This window comes from Pseudonocardia sp. ICBG601 (assembly GCF_020496245.1).
Window position 1 is genome coordinate 31,540 of record NZ_JAHLJA010000050.1, and the last position, 19,222, is coordinate 50,761.

The following is a 19,222-nucleotide window of genomic DNA, read 5'->3' on the forward strand; positions in this document are numbered from 1 at the left end:
TACTCCTAGAGGGACGGACACCGTGGACGGTGCAGGGTTCAGGCGCCGGTGGCGGCGGGGGTGCGCCGGCGGGCCGGGCGCAGGAACAGCGCCAGGACCAGCACGACGTAGAGCGACCAGACGACGGCCTGCAGCACGGTCGTCTGCGGGGAGAAGTTGAAGATCCCCTTGAGGAGCGTGCCGTACCAGGAGTCGGCGGGGACGACGTCGCTGACGTCGAAGGCCAGGGTGTTCAGGCCGGGCAGGATCCCGGCCTCCTGCAGGTCGTGGACGCCGTAGGCGAGGATCCCGGCGGCGACGAAGATCAGCAGGAAGCCGGTGACGGTGAAGAACCGCCCCAGGTCGATCTTCAGTGCGCCGCGGTAGATCGCGTACGCCAGCGCGACGGCGACCGCGATGCCGATCAGGAACCCGACCAGCGGTCCGGCGGTCTCGCCCGCGGCCTGCGCGGCGGCGAAGAAGAAGATCGCGGTCTCCAGTCCCTCGCGGCCGACGGCGAGCGCCGCCATCACGACGACGGCCCACGGCCCCATCGACACGGCCCGGTCCAGTGCACCCTCGAGCTCGCGGGACAGGGTCCGGCCGTGCGAGCGCATCCAGAAGATCATCCAGGTGACGAAGCCGACCGCGATGATCGAGAGGGAACCGCCGAGCGCCTCCTGCGCCTGGAACGTCAGCGCCTGCTGGGTCAGGGTCAGCCCGAGCGTGACACCGACGCTGACGGCGACGGCGAGCGCGACGCCGGCCCACACCCGGGGCAGCTCGGACCGACGCCCGGTGCGGACCAGGAAGGCCACCAGGATCGCCACGACGAGCGCGGCCTCGAGTCCTTCGCGCAGCCCGATGAGCGCGTTTCCCAGCATGCGACCTCCTGCGGCACGGACACCACGAGCAGTCGCCAGGTGAGGGTGAGCTGCCGGGCGGGAAGGCTAACCTCACCCGATCGAGGAGGGAAGTGTCGCGAGGCATTCGCCCCGGAAGATCCGTTTTCGCAGTTCAGGGGCGGTCGGGCGCGAGTGCGATGCGGGCCCGCACCTCACCCAGCGCCTCCTGGTACTCCGGGCGCGGGTCCATCGCCGAGGCGATCTTCAGCTGGGTCTCGGCCTCGCCGAGCCTGCCCTGCCGTTGCAGTGTCTTGCCGAGCGCGAACCGCGCGTAGTGGTCGGCCGGGTCCATCTCGACGACCCGCACGAACGCGGCCTCGGCCTTCCGCAGCTGCGCCGAGTCCAGGTAGGCGCGGCCGGCGAGCAGGTGCACCGAGGCGTCGCCGGGTTCGTCCGGACCGTGCGCGTCGAGGACGGGACGGAGCGCGTCGAGGGCCTCGAGCGGGCGGTGCCGGGAGAGCAGCCGGTCGGCACGGCGGAACGCGGCGACCGGGTCCTGGTGGTTCGCACGGGGACTGCTCATGGTCACCCCCACGTTAGGTGCGATCCGGGCGGGATGCGAGGCCTTGACAGACCACCGGTGCGGAGCAGGGTGACGCAAGCGTCCCCCGCCGGGGGCCGACCGGTGACTACGCTGACGCACCGGACGACACCCGCGATCAGAACAGGAGTCACGGTGGCGGTCATCGAGCAGGTCGGGGCACGCGAGATCCTCGATTCCCGGGGCAATCCCACGGTGGAGGTCGAGGTCGCGCTGGACGACGGCACGCTGGCGCGTGCCGCGGTCCCGTCGGGCGCCTCGACCGGTGAGCACGAGGCCGTCGAGCTCCGGGACGGCGACAAGAACCGCTACGGCGGCAAGGGCGTCGAGAAGGCCGTCGCGGCCGTCCTCGACGAGATCGGGCCGGAGCTCGTCGGCGTCGAGGCGGTGGACCAGCGACTGGTCGACCAGCGCCTCGTCGACCTCGACGGCACCCCGGACAAGTCGAAGTTCGGCGCGAACGCCCTGCTGGGCGTGTCGCTGGCCGTCGCGAAGGCCGGGGCGGAGTCCTCGGGCCTGGAGCTGTTCCGCTACGTCGGCGGCTCCAACGCGCACGTCCTGCCGGTGCCGATGATGAACATCCTGAACGGTGGTGCGCACGCCGACACCTCCGTCGACGTGCAGGAGTTCATGGTCGCGCCGATCGGTGCGGAGACCTTCCGCGAGGCGCTGCGCTGGGGCGCGGAGGTCTACCACGCGCTCAAGTCGGAGCTGAAGGACAAGGGCCTGTCGACCGGCCTCGGCGACGAGGGCGGCTTCGCCCCCGACGTCAAGGGCGGCACCCGCGGCGCGCTCGACCTGATCGCCGCCGCCGTGCAGCGCGCCGGCTACACGCTGGGCACCGACGTCGTGCTGGCGCTCGACGTCGCCGCGACCGAGTTCCACGAGGGCGGCAAGTACTCCTTCGAGGGCAAGAAGATCACCGCGGACAAGCTGTCCGAGGTGTGGGCCGAGCTGGTGGCCGCCTACCCGCTGGTCTCGATCGAGGACCCGTTGGACGAGAACGACTGGGACGGCTGGGTCGCGCTCACCGAGTCCATCGGGGACAAGGTGCAGCTGGTCGGCGACGACCTGTTCGTCACCAACCCGGAGCGGCTCGAGGACGGCATCGCCCGCGGCGCTGCGAACGCGCTGCTGGTGAAGGTCAACCAGATCGGCACCCTGTCCGAGACCCTCGATGCGGTCACGATGGCGCACAACGCGGGCTACCGCTGCATGATGAGCCACCGTTCCGGGGAGACCGAGGACGTCACCATCGCGGACCTCGCCGTCGCGACCGGCTGCGGCCAGATCAAGACCGGCGCCCCGGCCCGGTCCGAGCGGGTGGCGAAGTACAACCAGCTGCTGCGCATCGAGGAGCTGCTCGGTGACGCCGCCCGCTACAACGGCGAGCTGGCGTTCCCGCGCTACCAGGTGCCCGGCCAGGGCTGACGCTCCGGTCGTTCCCCCGTCGGTGACGGCGGTGCCGCCCGGATCGTCTGCGGACGGTTCGGCGCGGCACCGTCACCGGTGCCCGATCGGGCGGCATGCTGGACGGGCCGCCACGCAGCGGCACCGAGCAGCACTGGCGGGTGAGGGAACCCGGTACGGACGGGAGGGTGCATGGCGGACCGTCGGGGACGTGGACGGGACGCCCGCGCCCGCACGACCGGCACGGGGCGTGGCCGGGCCGCGGCGAAGCCACGGAGCACGACCGGGCGCTCGGCGCGGGCCCCCGCGTCGACGGGCGGCTCCGGTGCGCGGTCGCGTCCGGCCGGCCCCCAGGGCGCCCGGCCGCGTCTCACCCGTGCCCGGTCCGGCGCCGGCGAGGTCGTCGCCCGCACGACCGGCCTGCTGGGCCTGTCGTCGACGAAGCGGGCCGCCATCCTGGCGATCGTGGTCTGCGCACTCGCGCTGACCGTCGCGGTGCCGCTGCACAACTTCGTCGCCCAGCGCCAGGAGCTGTCCGACGTCTCGGACCGGCAGCAGGCGCTGGAGGCCGACGTCGCGCGGCTGGCCGCCGACCGTGCCCGGCTCTCGGACCCGGCCGAGGTCGAGGCCCAGGCCCGGGCCCGGCTCGGGATGGTCGAGCCGGGGGAGACGCCCTACGTGCCGCAGTTCCCGGCCCCGCCGGCGCCGGTCGTCGAGGACGGTCAGGCCGAGCCCGGCGTGCCCTGGTTCCACACCCTGTGGAACGACGTCGTGGGCGACCCGCGACGATGAGGGCGTGAGCAGCACTCGTTCCCGTCCGCCCGGTCTGGAGCCGGGCCCGGTCGCCCAGGCCGACCTCGACGCCGTCGCCGACCAGCTCGGTCGCGCCCCGCGCGGGGTCCTCGCGGTCGCCTACCGCTGCCCCTCCGGGCACCCCGCGGTCGTGCAGACCGCCCCGCGGCTGCCCGACGGCACCCCGTTCCCGACGCTGTACTACCTGACGTGTGCCCGGCTCGCCTCGCGGATCGGGACGCTCGAGGCCGAGGGCCGGATGAAGGAGATGGAGGAACGGCTCGCCGTCGACGACGAGCTGGCCGCCGCCTACCGCCGCGCCCACGAGACCTACCTCGCCGAGCGCGACGCGATCGAACCGCTGTCCACGCACCCCGACGTCACCGCCGGGGGCATGCCGGACCGGGTGAAGTGCCTGCACGTGCACGTCGCGCACGCCCTGGCGGCCGGGTCCGGGGTGAACCCGTTCGGCGACGAGGCGCTCGAGGAGATCGGCGAGTGGTGGCGGTCCGGGCCGCCCTGCCTTTAGTTTCCCGTCTCTAGTTCCCCGGCGTCGCCCGGTCCAGCAGCACCCCGACGCTGTCCTTGCCCGGCCGGGTCCCCGCGGTGCGCAGCGGCCCGTCGGCGTCGAGCCGGGTCGCGAGGAAGACGTCCGCGACGGCCGTCGGGGCGTGGCGGACCAGCAGTGACCCCTGCAGCGCCAGCGCGGCCAGCTCCGCGAGACGGCGGGCCCGCCGTTCCTCCGGCGCGGCCAGCTCGGCGCGCAGCGCGGTGACCGTCGCGTCCAGCCGAGGATCGGACCCCGCGGCGAGGTCGATCTCGGCGAGCAGCGCCTCGACGGCGTGCGGCTCGCGGGCGATGGCACGCAGGGCGTCGAGCGCGGTGACGTTGCCCGAGCCCTCCCAGATCGAGTTCAGCGGCGCCTCGCGGTAGAGCCGGGGCAGGTCGGACTCCTCGACGTAGCCGTTGCCGCCCAGGCACTCCAGCGCCTCGACGACGACGGTCGAGGCCCGCTTGCACACCAGGTACTTCGACACGGGCAGGGCCAGGCGCAGCAGCGCCGTCTCACCCCGGTCGACGGCACCGGCCAGGCGCAGCGCCAGGACCGTCGCGGCCTCGGTCTCGGCGGCGAGTTCGGCGAGGACCTCGCGCATCAGCGGCTGGTCGGCCAGCCGGGCGCCGAAGGCAGACCGGTGCGCGACGTGGTGCGCGGCCTCGGTGACCGCGGCCCGCGCGGTCGCCGCGGAGCCGAGCACGCAGTCGAGCCGGGTCATCGAGACCATCTCGATGATCGTGCGGACGCCCCGGCCCTCGTCGCCGACCCGCCACCCGACGGCGCCGGTGTACTCGATCTCCGACGAGGCGTTGGACCGGTTGCCCAGCTTGTCCTTGAGCCGCTGGAGCCGGATCGCGTTGCGGGTGCCGTCGGGCAGGACCCGGGGCAGGACCAGGCAGGTCAGCCCGCCGGGTGCCTGGGCGAGAGTGAGGAACAGGTCGTTCATCGGGGCGCTGGTGAACCACTTGTGCCCGGTCAGGCGGTAGCTGCCGTCGGGCTGCGGGGTGGCGACCGTGGTGCCCGCGCGGACGTCGGAGCCGCCCTGCTTCTCGGTCATCGACATCCCCGCGAGCAGCCCGTCCTTGTCCGTGGGGACGGCGAGCCCGGGTGCGTAGGTCCGCGCGGTCAGGCCGGGCTCGTAGGCGGCGGCGAGCTCCGGGGCGTGGCGCAGTGCCGGCACCGACGCGTAGGTCATCGAGATCGGGCACAGGTGGCCCTGCTCCACCTGCGAGGTCAGGTAGAAGCCCGCGGCCCGGGTGACGTGCGCGCCGGTGCCGGGTGCCGCGGCCCAGGGGGTGGCGGCGAGACCGTGCTCGACGCTCGTGCGCATCAACGCGTGCCAGGACGGGTGGAAGGCGACCTCGTCGACGCGGTGCCCGGTGCGGTCGTGCGTGCGCAGCTCCGGCTCGTGGGCGTTCGCGGCGCGGGCGTGCTCGCGGTGCTCCGCGGTCCCGACGGCCGCGGCCACCGCCTCCAGCGCCGCCGCGTCCCCGCCTTCGCGCGCGAGCGCCTCGGCGACGGCCGGGTCCGCGGAGAGCAGATCGCCGTCCGAACGCGGCGGGACCTGGTTGAGGACCACGTGGGTGCCGAGGTCCGACACCGGGGCGGGGGTGTGCGTCGTCGCCATTACCGGAGGGTAACCCGGACCGGCGGCTCCACCGAGCGATCGCGACTACGGTGAGGACCGACGGTCGCCGAGAACAGGGAGTGCCGATGTCGCGGGTCGCCGCCATCGACTGCGGAACCAATTCGATCCGGCTGCTGGTCGCCGACGTCACGGAGGCGTTCGACGGCCAGAAGGAGCTGCGCGACCTGCACCGCGAGATGCGGATCGTGCGGCTCGGCAAGGGCGTCGACGCGACCGGCCGGCTCGACCCGGAGGCGCTGGAGCGGACCCGGGTGGCACTCGTCGACTACGCGGTCGCCGCCCGCCGCAAGGGCGCCGAGCGGGTCCGGATGGTCGCGACGTCGGCGACCCGGGACGCGTCGAACCGCGAGGACTTCTTCGCGATGGTCCGCGACACCCTCGGCGTCGAGGCGGAGATCATCTCCGGCGACGAGGAGGCGCGCCTGTCGTTCGTCGGAGCCGTCGGCGACCTCGACCCCGACGACGGCCCGTTCGTCGTCACCGACGTCGGCGGCGGGTCCACCGAGGTCGTCGTGGGCGAGCTGCGCGACGGGGTCGCGGTGGTGACCGCGGCGAAGTCGGTCGACATGGGGTCGGTGCGGCTGACCGAGCGCTGCCTGCCCTCCGACCCGCCGTCGGAGGCCGAGATCGACTCCGCGCGTACGGTCGCCGGTGAGGTGCTGGCCGAGGCGTTCGCGTCGGTGCCGGTCGAGACCGCGAAGACCTGGGTCGGGGTGGCCGGGACGATCACCTCGCTCTCCGGGATCGCCCAGGAGCTGCCCGCCTACGACCGCGAGCAGGTGCACGGCTCGACGCTGACCCGCGAGGACCTGCACCGGGTCGCGGACCTGCTGATCCGGTCGTCGCGGTCGGAGCGGGAGAAGCACGGTTCGCTGCACCCGGGCCGCGTCGACGTCATCGGTGCCGGATCGCTGGTCGTGCAGGCCCTCGCCGACGAGCTGCACGCGCGCGCCGGGATCGACCGGGTCGTCGTGTCCGAGCACGACATCCTCGACGGGATCGCGCGATCGATCGCATGAACCTGGCGGTCCTGGACCAGCGGATCACCGAGTGCCGGGCCTGCCCGCGGCTGGTCGAGTGGCGCGAGCAGGTGGCCCGGGAGAAGCGGGCCGCGTTCCGCGACGAGACCTACTGGGGTCGGCCGGTACCCGGCTTCGGCCCGCCCGACGCGCGGATGCTGATCGTCGGCCTGGCTCCGGCCGCGCACGGAGCGAACCGGACCGGGCGCATGTTCACCGGCGACCGCAGCGGCGACGTGCTCTACGCCGCGCTGCACGCCGTCGGGCTGGCCTCGCAGCCGACCGCCTCGCACATCGGCGACGGCCTGGAGCTGTACGGGGTCCGGATCACCGCGCCCGTGCACTGCGCGCCGCCGGCGAACAAGCCGACCCCCGCCGAACGGGACACCTGCCGCGGCTGGCTGGAGCAGGAGCTCGACCTGCTCGCCCCGACGGTCCGCTCGATCATGGTGCTCGGCGGCTTCGGGTGGCAGGCGCTGCTGCCGGTGCTCGCCGGGGCGGGGTGGACGGTCCCGCGGCCGGCCCCGAAGTTCGGGCACGGGGCGTCGGTGACGCTGGCCCCCGCCCGCCCCGACCGGGAGCCGCTTGAGCTGTTCGGCTGCTACCACGTGAGCCAGCAGAACACCTTCACCGGACGACTCACCCCGGCCATGGTGGAGCAGGTCCTGGCCGACACCGCATCTGCCGGCGGATTGACGCCGATCCGACGATAAGTCTCGTCGTCGCTGGTCAGGGGTGAGATCCGGGATGGCTCTGCTCTGCTCACCGCTACGCAGCACCCTCCCCACCGCGCCGCTGCCGTCGTCGAGATGCAGCTCAGCGGGGTTCCGGCGCGCGGCGCCACCCGCTGAGCTGCATCTCGGCGGGTGTCCCGGTACCGGGGCTCAGTCGGTGGTGAAGCGGTGCAGCCGCATCGCGTCCTGCATGGCGGGGACGTGCCCGGCCGCCGACAGCAGCGGACGCAGCCACACCCGCGGCTCGCGCAGGGACACCTCGTCGTAGATCGAGACGTCGTCGCGCTCGGTCAACGACGGGTGCCGGTGCGCGAACTCGGCGGGGTTCCACGACCACCGGAACTCGGTGCCGACCGCGCGGAACGTCGGGGTCCAGCGCGAGGCGCGCACCGTCCACGGGGCGACGGCGTCGAACGCCAGCGTGGCCGCCGGGGTGCCGGCCACGACCCGGTCGACGGTGGCGTGCACGGCCTCGGCCGGGAGGTACATGAACAGCCCCTCGGCGACGACGAGCGTCGGCAGCGCCGGGTCGACGGCGGACCACCAGTCGTCGTCGACGACGGAGCCGGAGACCTGCTCGACGTTGTCGGGGAAGTCGTAGAGCCGACGACGGACGTCCATGACCTCCGGCTGGTCGACGTCGATCCAGCGGCACGTCGACGGCACCCCGACCCGCAACGGCCTGCTGTCCAGCCCGCAGCCCAGGTGCAGGACCTGTCCGGCGGGCTCGGCGGCGAGGAACTCCCGCGTCCAGCCGTCGAGGATCGCGGCGCGACACACGATGGTCGAGACGTCGCCGGTGAACTGCCAGAGGCCGTGGACGTCGTGCTCGACGCGGTCCCAGACGGGCTCCGCCCACTGGTCGCCGAGGATCGGGCGGCGGGACCGAGCGTCCAGGCGTCGCATGTAGAGGGTCATCAGCAGGGTCGCCGCGGCGCCCCGGAGGTCGACCTTCTCGGTGCTCGGCATGAGTTCTTCCCGCCCTGGCTACGCTGTCGCGGCGCCCCCGTAGCCCAACGGCAGAGGCAGGCCCCTTAAAAGGGTCCCAGTGTCGGTTCGAGTCCGACCGGGGGCACCCCGCTTCCACGTCGAGACTACCCCTCTGACCAGCCGTTACGCTCGCCACGGCCACGATGATGTTGTCCTGCGGGAACTGGTGCCGACCGGGGTTCACCGGGTGCCTGCGCTGAAAGGGCGCTGAAAGCTCAGGCACCGGAGTCGTCCCCGAGCGCCTCTGCGATCCGCTCCCGTTCCTCGTCCTCCTCGCCTTGATCCGAGAGGATCCGGTCATGGCGGACGCAGACGCCCGACGGCTCTGGGAACAGGAGCGACCGCAGAACCTCGTCGTCGACGGCGAGCGGTTCACCGTCCGGCCACGCTCGGCCGAGCCAGGCACCTACGACTTCGCCTGGGAGACCGGACCGAACCCGGGCTATGGCTTCTCCCAATTCGGATGGCAAGGCAGACCCGCGACGACCGAGGAACTCCACGTCTGCATCCGCGACTTCCTCGGCATGGTCGACCCCGACACCGGCTACATCGAGGACTGATCTCCAACAGCGCGTCCGGCGGCCGGCTCCGCCCGAACCCGACACCGCTCGGAGATCGGGGAGTCGTGGTGGGCGGTGCTCTCGTCACAGTGCCCGAACCGGCAACCAGGGGTGAACCCACGCCGCGAGGGATCACCTCAGCGGGCGGCAGGAGGGGACAGCCGGCGAACGATCAAGAACGATGACCTCATGACCGACGGGTGGTTCGGGCCGTTGACCTACAACGACGGCGAGGCCGAAGGATCGCCGTTCCTGGAAGCAGTGCGCAGACTCGCGCCAGACAGACTCACCGGCTTGATCGAGCCCGACGCAACGGTCGTCAGCTCCTACCCTGTTGCACCGTTCGTGCTGCTCTGCCTGGACGTCGCCCTCACCGAGGACCCGGGCGAGATCACGCTCAAGGTTCTCTTCGATGGTCGTGGAGGCCTCTCGGGCACCTGGGGCGGCGATGACATCTGGGACGGCTTCGACCGGAAGCACCCCGACAACCTGCTCGTTCACGCTCGATCCTTCTCGGATGAACGGCACGCAGTGATCGCGCTCGATTGGGTCGCCGCCCAACTCAACCGACCTCTTGTCGAGAAGCAATGGGTACGGCGGGGAAAGATTGTTGCGAGAGTCTGGGCTACAGGGAGGCTTATTCAGGATGATCATGAAGCAAGGCGCTTCCCCAGGCCAGCGTCTCAACGCAGCAGTCTGTTGAGCGTCCCTGAATAAGCCTCAGGGGACACCGGGAGGCTTATTCAGGCTCCGTCAGGTAAGTGCGTAGAAGATGAGTCCGATGACTGCCGAGATCGTCGTTTTAAATGTGGCGTAGGGTCGGCGGTAGTCTGTGTGGAACTTTCCACGACTTGATATGGGCGATGACTCGCTCGATGGTGGCGCGTGTGCGGTTGAGGCTCTTGTTGAATGTTTTCTGCCAGTCGAGAAGTTCCCGGCCGGGTTGTTTTTTGAACGGGGTGAGCATGCCGCGCCCGATGTAGCCTTTATCGCCGATCGGTGGGTATGTGGCGAGGTGGTCGAGGGCGCCGGATTGGTCGAGGCAATGTAGGTCGTGTCGGGAGCCTGGGGTCGGGTCGGAGATCCACGACAGCTGCCCTTCCAGGGTGGCTGCGACCTGGACGACGACGCCGGTGGTGCGATGCTTGCCCGACCACAGACCTGGTACGGCGGTCCATGACCAGCAGGGCAGCAGGGTTCCGTCGATGATGTACTGCCGATCGGCACGAAGCTCCTCCGCAGTCGGAACTACACTCCGCAGCGCCTGCGCCAGCAACGGTGTCACCCCCGCGATCGCTCGACTGACCGTCGACTGCGACACCCCGTAGGTTTCCGCCAACTCCCACTGCACACGATTCCCGCGCAGATACGCCAACGTGATCACCACCGACCAGAACAATCCCAGAATCGGCGGCCAAGGCCGTCGCAGGCCAGTCGCGTTCCGCTGATCCTGCTCATGCACCAGAGCGGCAAGATCCTGAATCTCATCACGCCGAAAGCCAGTGGTATAGTACATACTGCGACAGCCCATTCATCTCGGATTGATTCGACAAACCAATCTTCGCGATGGACGGGCTGTCGCCCAACCCGACACGCCGGGCTAGATCGTTATTTCACGGGCCCTGAATAAGCCTCCGGGGACGTTCTCGAGGTGTCGGGTCGGCGGCGGTTCCGTGGTGAGGCGGACATCGTAAGAATCGTCCGGACAGGCGCCTCTCGCTGAGCCGGGACCGCCCTCGGTGCGGCTGCCGACCGGACGAGCGCGCTGAATACGCGCCGAAGCTCGGCTGGCGAGACGCCGAGTGCGGGCATCCAAGCAGCTCAGAGGCCATGATCGGCGGGCAAAACGGCTCCCCCCAAATGAGGAGGGGCGTCTGACTCCAGAGGGGGATCGTCAGCGATCGCGAGCCTCGCCAGGACACGTCGACGCAGCAAGAGGTACTCGTCGACGCATCGACGGAGCTCGCTGGTTGGCGGTCGTTTGAGAGCCTCTCCGCCCACAACGACCTCATGGGCGGTGAACTGTTCGCGAGTCAGGTCGACGTCCACGAGGCCAAAGCGGTTCCACCAGTGGTAGTCGACGTGCGTGCCGTCTTTGTGTACTTCGCCGACGACCAGGAGGCTTATTCATAAGCCGCAAAGAAGTAGAGGCCTACGATTGCCGCAACTGTGCTTTCGTATTTGCTGATGGGGTAGCGGTATCGGCCACCTTCTTCGCTGAGCATGCGCCATGTTTTGAGGTGCGCGATGGCGTGTTCGACGGCTGCGCGGATTCTGCCGAGGGCGGTGTTGAACTCGACTTGGCTGGGGTCGAGGTCGATACCGGGGGATCGCTTGTGCGGGACCGTGTTGATGCCCTCGACGCCGATGTAGCCGAGGTCGGCGACGGACGGGAGATCGCGCAGACGCTCCGCCAGCCCGGATGCGGCGTAGGCATGTGCGTCGTGGCGGGCGCCGTGAATCGGGACTTCGCCGACCGCGACGAGGACTCCGTCGAGGGTGGCGGCGATCTGCAGGTTCATGCCCGAGTAGCCGGCCTTGACCGAGAACAGGTCGGACACTGCGTTCCAGTCCCACGTCGGGCACACGGTGCCATCGACCAGCACTGTTCCGCCTCCGAGGACCTCCCGCGGGTCGGGCACGACGTCGGCGAGGACCTCGCCGATCACCGGGCGCAGCAGGTCCCAGCGGCGACTGACCGTGGACTGGCTGACCCCGAAGATCGCGCCCGCGAAGTCCTGGGTCACGTTCTTGCGCATCAGCGTCACCACCATGGCCACTGACCGGAACAAGCCCAACGCAACAGGCCTACCTGCAGAAACGAACTTGCCGCCGCATCGGGCGTGTACTCTCACCACCAGATCGGTGAGTTGTCTATCGTCCAACCCTGTCATAGCTTTGAATCGCAACAGCTCTTCGCCGATCCTCGTTCGATGCCTGGGAACACCGAACAAACCGGCAAGGGCTGTTGCACTTCAAGCGCGACACACCGCCGTGCCGGTATCGAGACAAAATCGCCGGTGACGGCTTCCGCAGATCAACAGAATTACTCCCTTGTGAATAAGCCCCCAGGTCTCCGCCGAGCAGATCGTTGACCACCAAGGCAGTGACGCCGCACTGATCGCGAGAGGGATTGCTGGGGTCCCATTCAGCCTCAGGGCCCCGGCAAAGTCGTGATGGGTGGGTCCTGAGCTGCGGTGATGTGGGGGGTGGGGGTGGGTGCGGACACAGGCTTGGCGTGATCATGAGGGTGTCGAATCCTTGCTCACGTCAGGAAGCCTGTGTCCGCAGTGTCAGTGTCTCCGATCGTTGCTGCTCTGGAAGGCCTGGAGGTCGGTCCTGACGCGGGGAGAGCCGCGCCGGTCGGTGAGGCGGCGGGGTTGTCGCTGGTGGAGGCCCTGTCGCGAGTGCCGGACCCGCGGAAACCACGCGGTGTCCGCCACGGTGTCCTCGCGGTGTTGCTACTGGGGGCGTGCGCGGTGTTGGCGGGGGCCCGGTCGTTCACCGCGATCGCCGAGTACGCCCATGACGTCGGCCGCGCCGTGCTGGACGTGCTCGGGGTGGGCGCGGTCGCTCCGCACGAGTCGACCATCCGCCGGGTCCTGCAACGGGTCGACGCCTCGGCGCTGGAGGCGGCGTTGCAGTCCTGGGTGTTGCCCCAGCTCAGCGCCCAGCCGGCGGCGGAGGGCACACCCCGGCGAGAACAGCGCCGCGTGCTGGCCTTGGACGGCAAGACCCTGCGCGGCGCCCGCGTCCGTGCCGCCGACGGCAGGGTCTGGCTCCCGCATCTGGTGTCGGTGCTCGACCAGACCAGCGGTGGCGTGCTCGGCCAGGTTCAGGTCGCAGAGAAAGGCAGCGAGATCACCGCGTTCACCGCGCTGCTCGACCCCCTCGACCTCGACGATGTACTGGTCACCGCGGACGCTCTGCACACCCAGCGAGCCCACGCCGACTACCTACACCGCCGCGGCGGGCACTACCTGATGACGATCAAAGCGAACCAGCCCACGCTGCTGGCACGGGTACGGGCGCTGCCCTGGACCCAGATCGGCGTCGCTGATCGTCAACGCGGGCGTGGGCACGGCCGCGTCGAGACCCGCACGATCAGCGTGGTCAGCCTGCACCCCTGTCCCGACCTGGGCGCAGAGTTCTTCCCCCACGCATCCCAGGCGATCAAGCTGGTGCGCCGGCGTCGCCCACTGCGGCCTGGCGGGAAGTGGAGAACCGAGACCGCCTACGCGATCACCAGCCTGACCAGCACCGACGCCGATCCAGGACTGCTCGCCCGCTGGATCCGTGGGCACTGGTCGATCGAGAATCGCCTGCACTGGGTCCGTGATGTCTGCTTCGACGAAGACCGCGCCACCGCCCACACCGGTCACGCCCCGCAGGTCATGTCGGCGTTGCGGAACCTCGCGATCACCGCGCTACGCCTGCACGGCGTCAGCAACATCGCCGCAGCACTCCGCCACCACGCCCGCGACCCCCATCGACCACTGACCACCTACAAGATCATCTAGCGACTTTGCCGGGGCCCTGCATTCAGCCTGACACTCGGGAGGCCGCGTCTCGTCGCACCAGCTCTCACGTACCGCGCGCTCGACGTCGGCAAGGGTGTAGGTGGGCATGAGGCGAACGTGCCACGAAGCACCGACAACTTGGCCGACAAGCCCCGGACTCCGCCAGACCCGGTACCGCTCGATGACCGGGGGAGAGTGCGGTGGAGCTGGTGAACTCCTCGCGGCGCGCCGAGACGGCAGCCGGTCTGGCAGGGACGAGCCCACGTCGCGAGAAGATCCCAGCGGGACCGGACGTGGAGAAAGCGGTCAGGACGGCAGCAGGACGAGACCGTCGTGTCCGGCGACGTCGGCGAAGTCTCTGGTGTTCAGCGTCGCGAGCGGGACGTCGTTCGCGATGCAGGTGGCGGCGATCCATGAGTCGTCGCCGGGCGTGCGCGTCCGCGGAGCCGCGCGGCAGCGTTGATCCGCTCCCGGACCGGGAGACCGTCTCGTGGGAGTCCAAGACGACGACGTGGGCGAGCCAGTCGTCGAGCTGGTCGTGGGTCCGGCTACCCCAGCGTCGGATCTCGGCCCGCTGCCACAGCTTGGCGCCGGTCACGAAGGTGACGCACCACGTGGCCCCGATCAGCTTGGTGTCCACTGGTCCGGCGAGCCGGTTCTTGATGGCTCGGGAGGCGACGTCGGTGCCCAGAACGACGGGCCGCATCGGTTACCCGAGCCCCGTTTGTCGGTCGGTGTGGACGAAGGTGAGGAACTCGTCGAGGTCGTCGTCGGAGGCGAACACGTCGCGGGCCATGTCATCGAGGGACTCAACGGGGTGCACGCCTTGCGTCGGGCCAGCTCCTCGATCGAGACGCCGGGGATGGACGGGGCGCCGGCGTGTCTTCGTCTGCGCTGTCGGGCGACATGATCGCCTCCTCTTGCGCTCGGGACCGAGTCCCGCATCCTTCTCGGTCGAGCAGGTGTTGCGACCCGATGCGGACGATACTCGGACGTGGATGGCACACGGACAACGAAATCGCAGTTCAGGGGGATTTTCGTCAGCGGACTGTGAATCCGTCGGCCCGGTAACGGAATACTCGTCCGATGGATGACATCGACGCGTTGGTGCGACGTCGACTGCGCGACGCTGAGATTGCGTGGCTGACGACTGTGCGCTCCGATCGGACCCCTCATGTCACCCCGGTCTGGTTCATCTTCGACGGCGGAGTCTGGTGGATCGGTTGCCGCGCAGGGTCGGCCAAAGCCCGGAACTGCCGGGTGCACTCGGCCGTCGCGGTGGCCCTCGACGGCGGTCGCGCTCCTGTCGTGGCTGAGGGCGACGCATCCGTCGTGGCCGCGGAGTTCCCTCCTGAGGTCGTCGCGATGTTCGGTGAGAAGTACCGATGGGATGTAGAGGCGGATGACGGCTCAGGTCCTCGCGCTCTCATCAAGGTGACGACCACTCGGTGGCTTTTATGGGGGACGGCTCAGTAGGGCTGCACCGAATACGCGTCGAAGCCTCGATCGACTAATGCCCAGGTACCAGCGGGCGCGCGGTTCCCCTTAGAAGGGTCCCGGAAGGAAAGCGTGAACGAGGAGGCTTATTCAGGCTCCGTCAGGTAAGTGCGTAGAAGATGAGTCCGATGACTGCCGAGATCGTCGTTTTAAATGTGGCGTAGGGTCGGCGGTAGTCTGTGTGGAGAACTTTCCACGACTTGATATGGGCGATGACTCGCTCGATGGTGGCGCGTGTGCGGTTGAGGCTCTTGTTGAATGTTTTCTGCCAGTCGAGAAGTTCCCGGCCGGGTTGTTTTTTGAACGGGGTGAGCATGCCGCGCCCGATGTAGCCTTTATCGCCGATCGGTGGGTATGTGGCGAGGTGGTCGAGGGCGCCGGATTGGTCGAGGCAATGTAGGTCGTGTCGGGAGCCTGGGGTCGGGTCGGAGATCCACGACAGCTGCCCTTCCAGGGTGGCTGCGACCTGGACGACGACGCCGGTGGTGCGATGCTTGCCCGACCACAGACCTGGTACGGCGGTCCATGACCAGCAGGGCAGCAGGGTTCCGTCGATGATGTACTGCCGATCGGCACGAAGCTCCTCCGCAGTCGGAACTACACTCCGCAGCGCCTGCGCCAGCAACGGTGTCACCCCCGCGATCGCTCGACTGACCGTCGACTGCGACACCCCGTAGGTTTCCGCCAACTCCCACTGCACACGATTCCCGCGCAGATACGCCAACGTGATCACCACCGACCAGAACAATCCCAGAATCGGCGGCCAAGGCCGTCGCAGGCCAGTCGCGTTCCGCTGATCCTGCTCATGCACCAGAGCGGCAAGATCCTGAATCTCATCACGCCGAAAGCCAGTGGTATAGTACATACTGCGACAGCCCATTCATCTCGGATTGATTCGACAAACCAATCTTCGCGATGGACGGGCTGTCGCCCAACCCGACACGCCGGGCTAGATCGTTATTTCACGGGCCCTGAATAAGCCTCGAGAGGCTTCAGATTCCTACAGCGCGCCCGTTGCTGCGATGACGTCCGCAGCCGGTGTCACCAGGCATTCCGACGCCGCTCGACCGGTCTGCGCGAGATAGGCGTCCACGAGCTTGTTCCCAGCTGCGTAGCCTGCACCCGTCGGAAGCCCGACCGGCTCACCGCCGAATCTCTTTGCGTGCGCATCCCCGAGCACCCAGGCAGTGAAGTTCTGCATCCCGGTGACATCGAGCCCGGTGAGAACTCGACCGATCGCCTCATCGTCGTCAAGCGCGGCCACCCCGATCCGGGTCCGGCCGTGTTCCTCGCCGTAGAGCTCGCGTGCGAAGGCGTCCGCCAGGCCCTCGGAGACCACGTACTCGCCGACGGTGACCGTGGCCGGGTCCCACACGACGTTGCCGGGTGCGTACCGGACATTGTGGTGCAACTCGTGCACGGCGGTGGCCTCCAGGCGGGCCAGGTTCTCCAGTGACGGCCAGACGTTGAGGTAGATGTAGCCGGGTACCGAACCGTTCGCGTTCATCCCCAAGCTGGTGGTCTGGAAGAACTCGTTAGTCGGGTCGCCCACGACCAGGAGCACCGTCGCGTCGGGAACCTGGACCCCGGGGTTGGCCCGCTCCAGAACCTTGGTCGCCTCTCGCAGGGCCTCGCCGATCCGCTCCCAGGCCCGTGCTTCCTCCAGCCGTCGAAGCCCTTCCAGGGAAAGGTCGATATCGCGGTCAAGGGGGAAGCCGGAGCCCATCGTGTGCATGTGAACCAGATCGGGCTTCCCGGGGAAATAGCTGTACATCCCGGCCGCCGGTTCCAGCGCCCTACGCAGCAGCTCGGCTCTGTCCGGCTCGGCCGCCTGCAGGATCTCCCGCATCGCCGGCCCGGTGTTCAGCACAGTGAAAGTCATGGGCCCGACCCTGCTGTCTCCAGTGGGTGGAGGTGCAAATGAGATCACCAGCAGACCGGACGTATGGGGGAGGAACCTCTTTTCGGCACAGCTCACGGGCGATACGCGGCCGCGGGTGGGGTACTGGCTGCCTCGCAGGTCAGAGCCGGTCTGGCAGCTCTCTGTAGAACCGCCACCCGCTTGCGCGCGTGGCACGTACGCGACTCGGTCGCCTACCGTTGACCTGTGGAAGAGGTGGCTGCCCGTCTCGGTGTTCGTGAGGTCGACCTGACGGACTGGCGGTGGCTGCTGGGAGCGCTGCACGCCCGCTTCGACACTCGTTCGTTCGGCGCCGGGGCAGCGTTCATCGATGCGGTTGCGCAGGCCGCCGGTGCGGACGATGACCATCTCAATGTGGACCTGCGTGTCGGACACGTCCGAATCGCGCTGCGCACGACCGACGTGGGTGGGGTCACCCAGCAGGACGTCCTCCTGGCCGAGTCGATCAGTCTCCTCGCTCGTGACCGGTGTCTGGTAGCGCGCCCACAGCGTGTGCAGGTGGTGGAGTTGGCTTTGGACACTCCCGTCGCCGACTCGGTGCGACCGTTCTGGGCCGCGGTTCTTTCCAGGCGCGACGGGGGAGGTGACGTTGTCGATCCCGCCCAGGAGTTCCCGTCGTTGTGGTTCCAGGCAACGGACTCGCCTGCCCGCGATCGGCAGCGCTTCCATCTCGACGTCACCGTCCCTCCGGAGGTCGCCGAGGAGCGGATCGCTGCGGCGATGGCGGCGGGTGGACGCATTGTCGACGACGGTCGTTCTCCGGCCTTCGTCGTGCTCGCAGATCCCGACGACAACGCTGTCTGCATCTGTACCGAAATGGGCCGAGAGTGAGCCTTCCCGATGGAGCTCCCGTCGCCGACGTTCATTGCCCATCGAGCTCGGCGAGCTGAGCGGCAGCGCCCTCGACAGCCCATGGACGCTCGTTCTCGTCGACCAGGCGCAGCGTCGGGGTCGGGTCATCGAAGATCTCCAGGATCGAGCTGAGTACCTCGTCGACGATCAACTCGGGGTGCCGTGGTCTCGGTCGAGAACGTGCCGAGGGGACCCTCGATGACCGCGATCCAGCGAGTCGGTTCGATCGGGAAGACCTCGATGTCGTACGCGGTTACGAGATAAGAGCTTGCCTGGCCACGGTCGCGATGAACAAGCACGGCTCCGCCCGGACTCGACACCGCTTGGAAACCCGAGGTGCACCGCTTCCAGTGACGACGCCCGTCTCGGGCACCGGCGCCGTCGTCGAGCGCTCCGGCAGCCAAGGGCCGGTCGTGAGGGGGCATGTTCTCCTGCTGTCCGGCAGGCTGGCGCCGTGATCGACCTCAGCCCGTGGCCCGGTCTCAGCGTGACTGCACCACTCGGTGGTGGCCATCGGAACGATGTCTACGAGGTGCGCGGTCGGGACCGCCTGGTCGCGCGGCGCACCAGGCGAACAGCGCCGGCCCTGGACTGGGAACTCGATCTACTGGAGTTCCTGGAACACCACGGGTTCGTCGTGCCGCACACCGTCCCCACAGCGGACGGCCGACGCTCGGCGGGCGGCGTGATAGTGCAAACCTGGCTGCACGGGCGGGAGCCCCTGGACGGTGACTGGGCCCTTGTCGCTTCCGAGCTGGAGCGGCTGCACCGACTGACTGCGGGGTGGGCGAACCAGCGCCCCGGCTTCCGGTCGACCCGGGAACTCCAGCTAGAGTCACGCGGAGGAGACGTCGACCTTGAGGCCATGCCCGATCACGCCGTCCACCTCTGCCGGCAGGCCTGGGTAGCACTCTCGGCCGGCCCGGACTGCGTCATCCACGGGGACCCCGGCCCCGGCAACGTCCGGATGACTGGCGGCCGTGTCGGCTTCCTCGACTGGGACGAATCGCGGGTCGATCACCCCGACCTCGACCTGGCCGAGATCCCCGGAGGGCCACTGCGAGGTCACCGTGCCGCCATCGCGAGCAACGCGATCGACGCGTGGGAGGCTGCCTGCGGATGGGCCAGTGAACCCGCCTACGCCCGCCGACGCCTCGATCGACTTCGTCAGAAGCTCAGCTAGACCTCCTGGATCCGTCGCGATCCGACGAATCCGGGACAGAAGCGACGCGACGAGGGCCGGAATCGATCGTCAGCGACCCCGATCACGCTGACGGACATTCCCAGCCCGAACCGGG

20 protein-coding genes and 1 tRNA gene are annotated in these 19,222 nt (G+C 69.2%); 12 read left to right on the forward strand and 9 right to left on the reverse strand.

All coding sequences use genetic code 11. The features are described from left to right. Positions 1 to 38: 38 nt before the first annotated feature. The gene (gene efeU / locus KPL57_RS17505) at positions 39 to 863 is read right to left on the reverse strand and encodes an iron uptake transporter permease EfeU (protein ID WP_226352434.1); all 825 of its coding nucleotides are present in this window, start codon (positions 861 to 863) and stop codon (positions 39 to 41) included. A 133-nt stretch (positions 864 to 996) separates the two neighbouring features. Further along, positions 997 to 1,407, reverse strand: coding sequence for a tetratricopeptide repeat protein (locus KPL57_RS17510; protein ID WP_043279643.1), 411 nt, complete (start codon positions 1,405 to 1,407; stop codon positions 997 to 999). Between the two features lie 153 nt (positions 1,408 to 1,560). On the opposite strand from KPL57_RS17510, the gene eno reads away from it, so the two are divergent. The 3 genes from eno (at position 1,561) to KPL57_RS17525 (ending at position 4,156) form a co-directional block, all read left to right on the forward strand. Further along, positions 1,561 to 2,856: a phosphopyruvate hydratase gene (eno, locus tag KPL57_RS17515; protein ID WP_060713277.1), complete on the forward strand. Its 1,296-nt coding sequence runs from the start codon at positions 1,561 to 1,563 to the stop codon at positions 2,854 to 2,856. A gap of 171 nt (positions 2,857 to 3,027) precedes the next feature. Then, entirely contained in the window at positions 3,028 to 3,627 is a 600-nt protein-coding gene (locus KPL57_RS17520) for a septum formation initiator family protein (protein ID WP_226352435.1), read from the forward strand. Positions 3,628 to 3,631: 4 nt separating this feature from the next. Next, positions 3,632 to 4,156, forward strand: a complete 525-nt coding sequence (locus tag KPL57_RS17525; RefSeq protein WP_060713275.1) for a DUF501 domain-containing protein — start codon at positions 3,632 to 3,634, stop codon at positions 4,154 to 4,156. 10 nt (positions 4,157 to 4,166) lie between these two features. Here KPL57_RS17525 and KPL57_RS17530 read toward each other — a convergent pair whose 3' ends face one another. After that, positions 4,167 to 5,810 (reverse strand): acyl-CoA dehydrogenase family protein, encoded by a 1,644-nt coding sequence (locus tag KPL57_RS17530; RefSeq protein WP_226352436.1) that lies wholly within the window; start codon positions 5,808 to 5,810, stop codon positions 4,167 to 4,169. 86 nt (positions 5,811 to 5,896) lie between these two features. Here KPL57_RS17530 and KPL57_RS17535 point away from each other — a divergent pair, with 86 nt between their 5' ends. Continuing rightward, positions 5,897 to 6,850 (forward strand): Ppx/GppA phosphatase family protein, encoded by a 954-nt coding sequence (locus tag KPL57_RS17535; protein WP_043280876.1) that lies wholly within the window; start codon positions 5,897 to 5,899, stop codon positions 6,848 to 6,850. Continuing rightward, the gene (locus KPL57_RS17540; protein WP_226352437.1) at positions 6,847 to 7,563 is read left to right on the forward strand and encodes a uracil-DNA glycosylase; all 717 of its coding nucleotides are present in this window, start codon (positions 6,847 to 6,849) and stop codon (positions 7,561 to 7,563) included. The genes KPL57_RS17535 and KPL57_RS17540 overlap by 4 nt, the downstream gene beginning before the upstream one ends. Before the next feature lie 171 nt (positions 7,564 to 7,734). Here KPL57_RS17540 and KPL57_RS17545 read toward each other — a convergent pair whose 3' ends face one another. Beyond that, positions 7,735 to 8,553, reverse strand: a complete 819-nt coding sequence (locus KPL57_RS17545) for a class I SAM-dependent methyltransferase (protein WP_226352438.1) — start codon at positions 8,551 to 8,553, stop codon at positions 7,735 to 7,737. Positions 8,554 to 8,586: 33 nt separating this feature from the next. On the opposite strand from KPL57_RS17545, the gene KPL57_RS17550 reads away from it, so the two are divergent. The 3 genes from KPL57_RS17550 (at position 8,587) to KPL57_RS17560 (ending at position 9,851) form a co-directional block, all read left to right on the forward strand. Further along, positions 8,587 to 8,659, forward strand: a tRNA-Leu gene (locus KPL57_RS17550). A gap of 214 nt (positions 8,660 to 8,873) precedes the next feature. Beyond that, on the forward strand, positions 8,874 to 9,134 hold the full coding sequence (locus tag KPL57_RS17555) for a hypothetical protein (protein WP_226352439.1): 261 nt from the start codon (positions 8,874 to 8,876) through the stop codon (positions 9,132 to 9,134). A gap of 189 nt (positions 9,135 to 9,323) precedes the next feature. Further along, entirely contained in the window at positions 9,324 to 9,851 is a 528-nt protein-coding gene (locus tag KPL57_RS17560) for a hypothetical protein (RefSeq protein WP_226352440.1), read from the forward strand. Between the two features lie 85 nt (positions 9,852 to 9,936). Here the strand turns inward: KPL57_RS17560 and KPL57_RS17565 are convergent, their stop codons facing one another. After that, positions 9,937 to 10,650: a transposase gene (locus KPL57_RS17565; protein WP_226352441.1), complete on the reverse strand. Its 714-nt coding sequence runs from the start codon at positions 10,648 to 10,650 to the stop codon at positions 9,937 to 9,939. 607 nt (positions 10,651 to 11,257) lie between these two features. Beyond that, entirely contained in the window at positions 11,258 to 11,908 is a 651-nt protein-coding gene (locus KPL57_RS17570; protein WP_226351147.1) for a transposase, read from the reverse strand. Between the two features lie 522 nt (positions 11,909 to 12,430). On the opposite strand from KPL57_RS17570, the gene KPL57_RS17575 reads away from it, so the two are divergent. Together KPL57_RS17575 and KPL57_RS72260 are read left to right on the forward strand one after the other, a co-directional pair. Then, on the forward strand, positions 12,431 to 13,654 hold the full coding sequence (locus tag KPL57_RS17575) for an ISAs1 family transposase (RefSeq protein ID WP_226351754.1): 1,224 nt from the start codon (positions 12,431 to 12,433) through the stop codon (positions 13,652 to 13,654). A 1,086-nt stretch (positions 13,655 to 14,740) separates the two neighbouring features. Further along, entirely contained in the window at positions 14,741 to 15,130 is a 390-nt protein-coding gene (locus tag KPL57_RS72260; RefSeq protein WP_226352442.1) for a pyridoxamine 5'-phosphate oxidase family protein, read from the forward strand. Positions 15,131 to 15,251: 121 nt separating this feature from the next. Here the strand turns inward: KPL57_RS72260 and KPL57_RS17585 are convergent, their stop codons facing one another. Beyond that, a complete protein-coding gene (locus tag KPL57_RS17585) occupies positions 15,252 to 16,016 on the reverse strand; it encodes a transposase family protein (RefSeq protein ID WP_226350834.1) in 765 nt (254 codons plus the stop codon). A 135-nt stretch (positions 16,017 to 16,151) separates the two neighbouring features. Then, the gene (locus KPL57_RS17590; protein WP_226352443.1) at positions 16,152 to 17,033 is read right to left on the reverse strand and encodes a DUF2268 domain-containing protein; all 882 of its coding nucleotides are present in this window, start codon (positions 17,031 to 17,033) and stop codon (positions 16,152 to 16,154) included. A gap of 225 nt (positions 17,034 to 17,258) precedes the next feature. On the opposite strand from KPL57_RS17590, the gene KPL57_RS17595 reads away from it, so the two are divergent. Next, a complete protein-coding gene (locus KPL57_RS17595; protein ID WP_226352444.1) occupies positions 17,259 to 17,903 on the forward strand; it encodes a VOC family protein in 645 nt (214 codons plus the stop codon). Between the two features lie 31 nt (positions 17,904 to 17,934). Here the strand turns inward: KPL57_RS17595 and KPL57_RS17600 are convergent, their stop codons facing one another. Further along, a complete protein-coding gene (locus tag KPL57_RS17600; protein ID WP_226352445.1) occupies positions 17,935 to 18,075 on the reverse strand; it encodes a hypothetical protein in 141 nt (46 codons plus the stop codon). Positions 18,076 to 18,378: 303 nt separating this feature from the next. Here KPL57_RS17600 and KPL57_RS17605 point away from each other — a divergent pair, with 303 nt between their 5' ends. Beyond that, a complete protein-coding gene (locus tag KPL57_RS17605) occupies positions 18,379 to 19,107 on the forward strand; it encodes a phosphotransferase (protein WP_226352446.1) in 729 nt (242 codons plus the stop codon). Positions 19,108 to 19,222 lie beyond the last annotated feature (115 nt).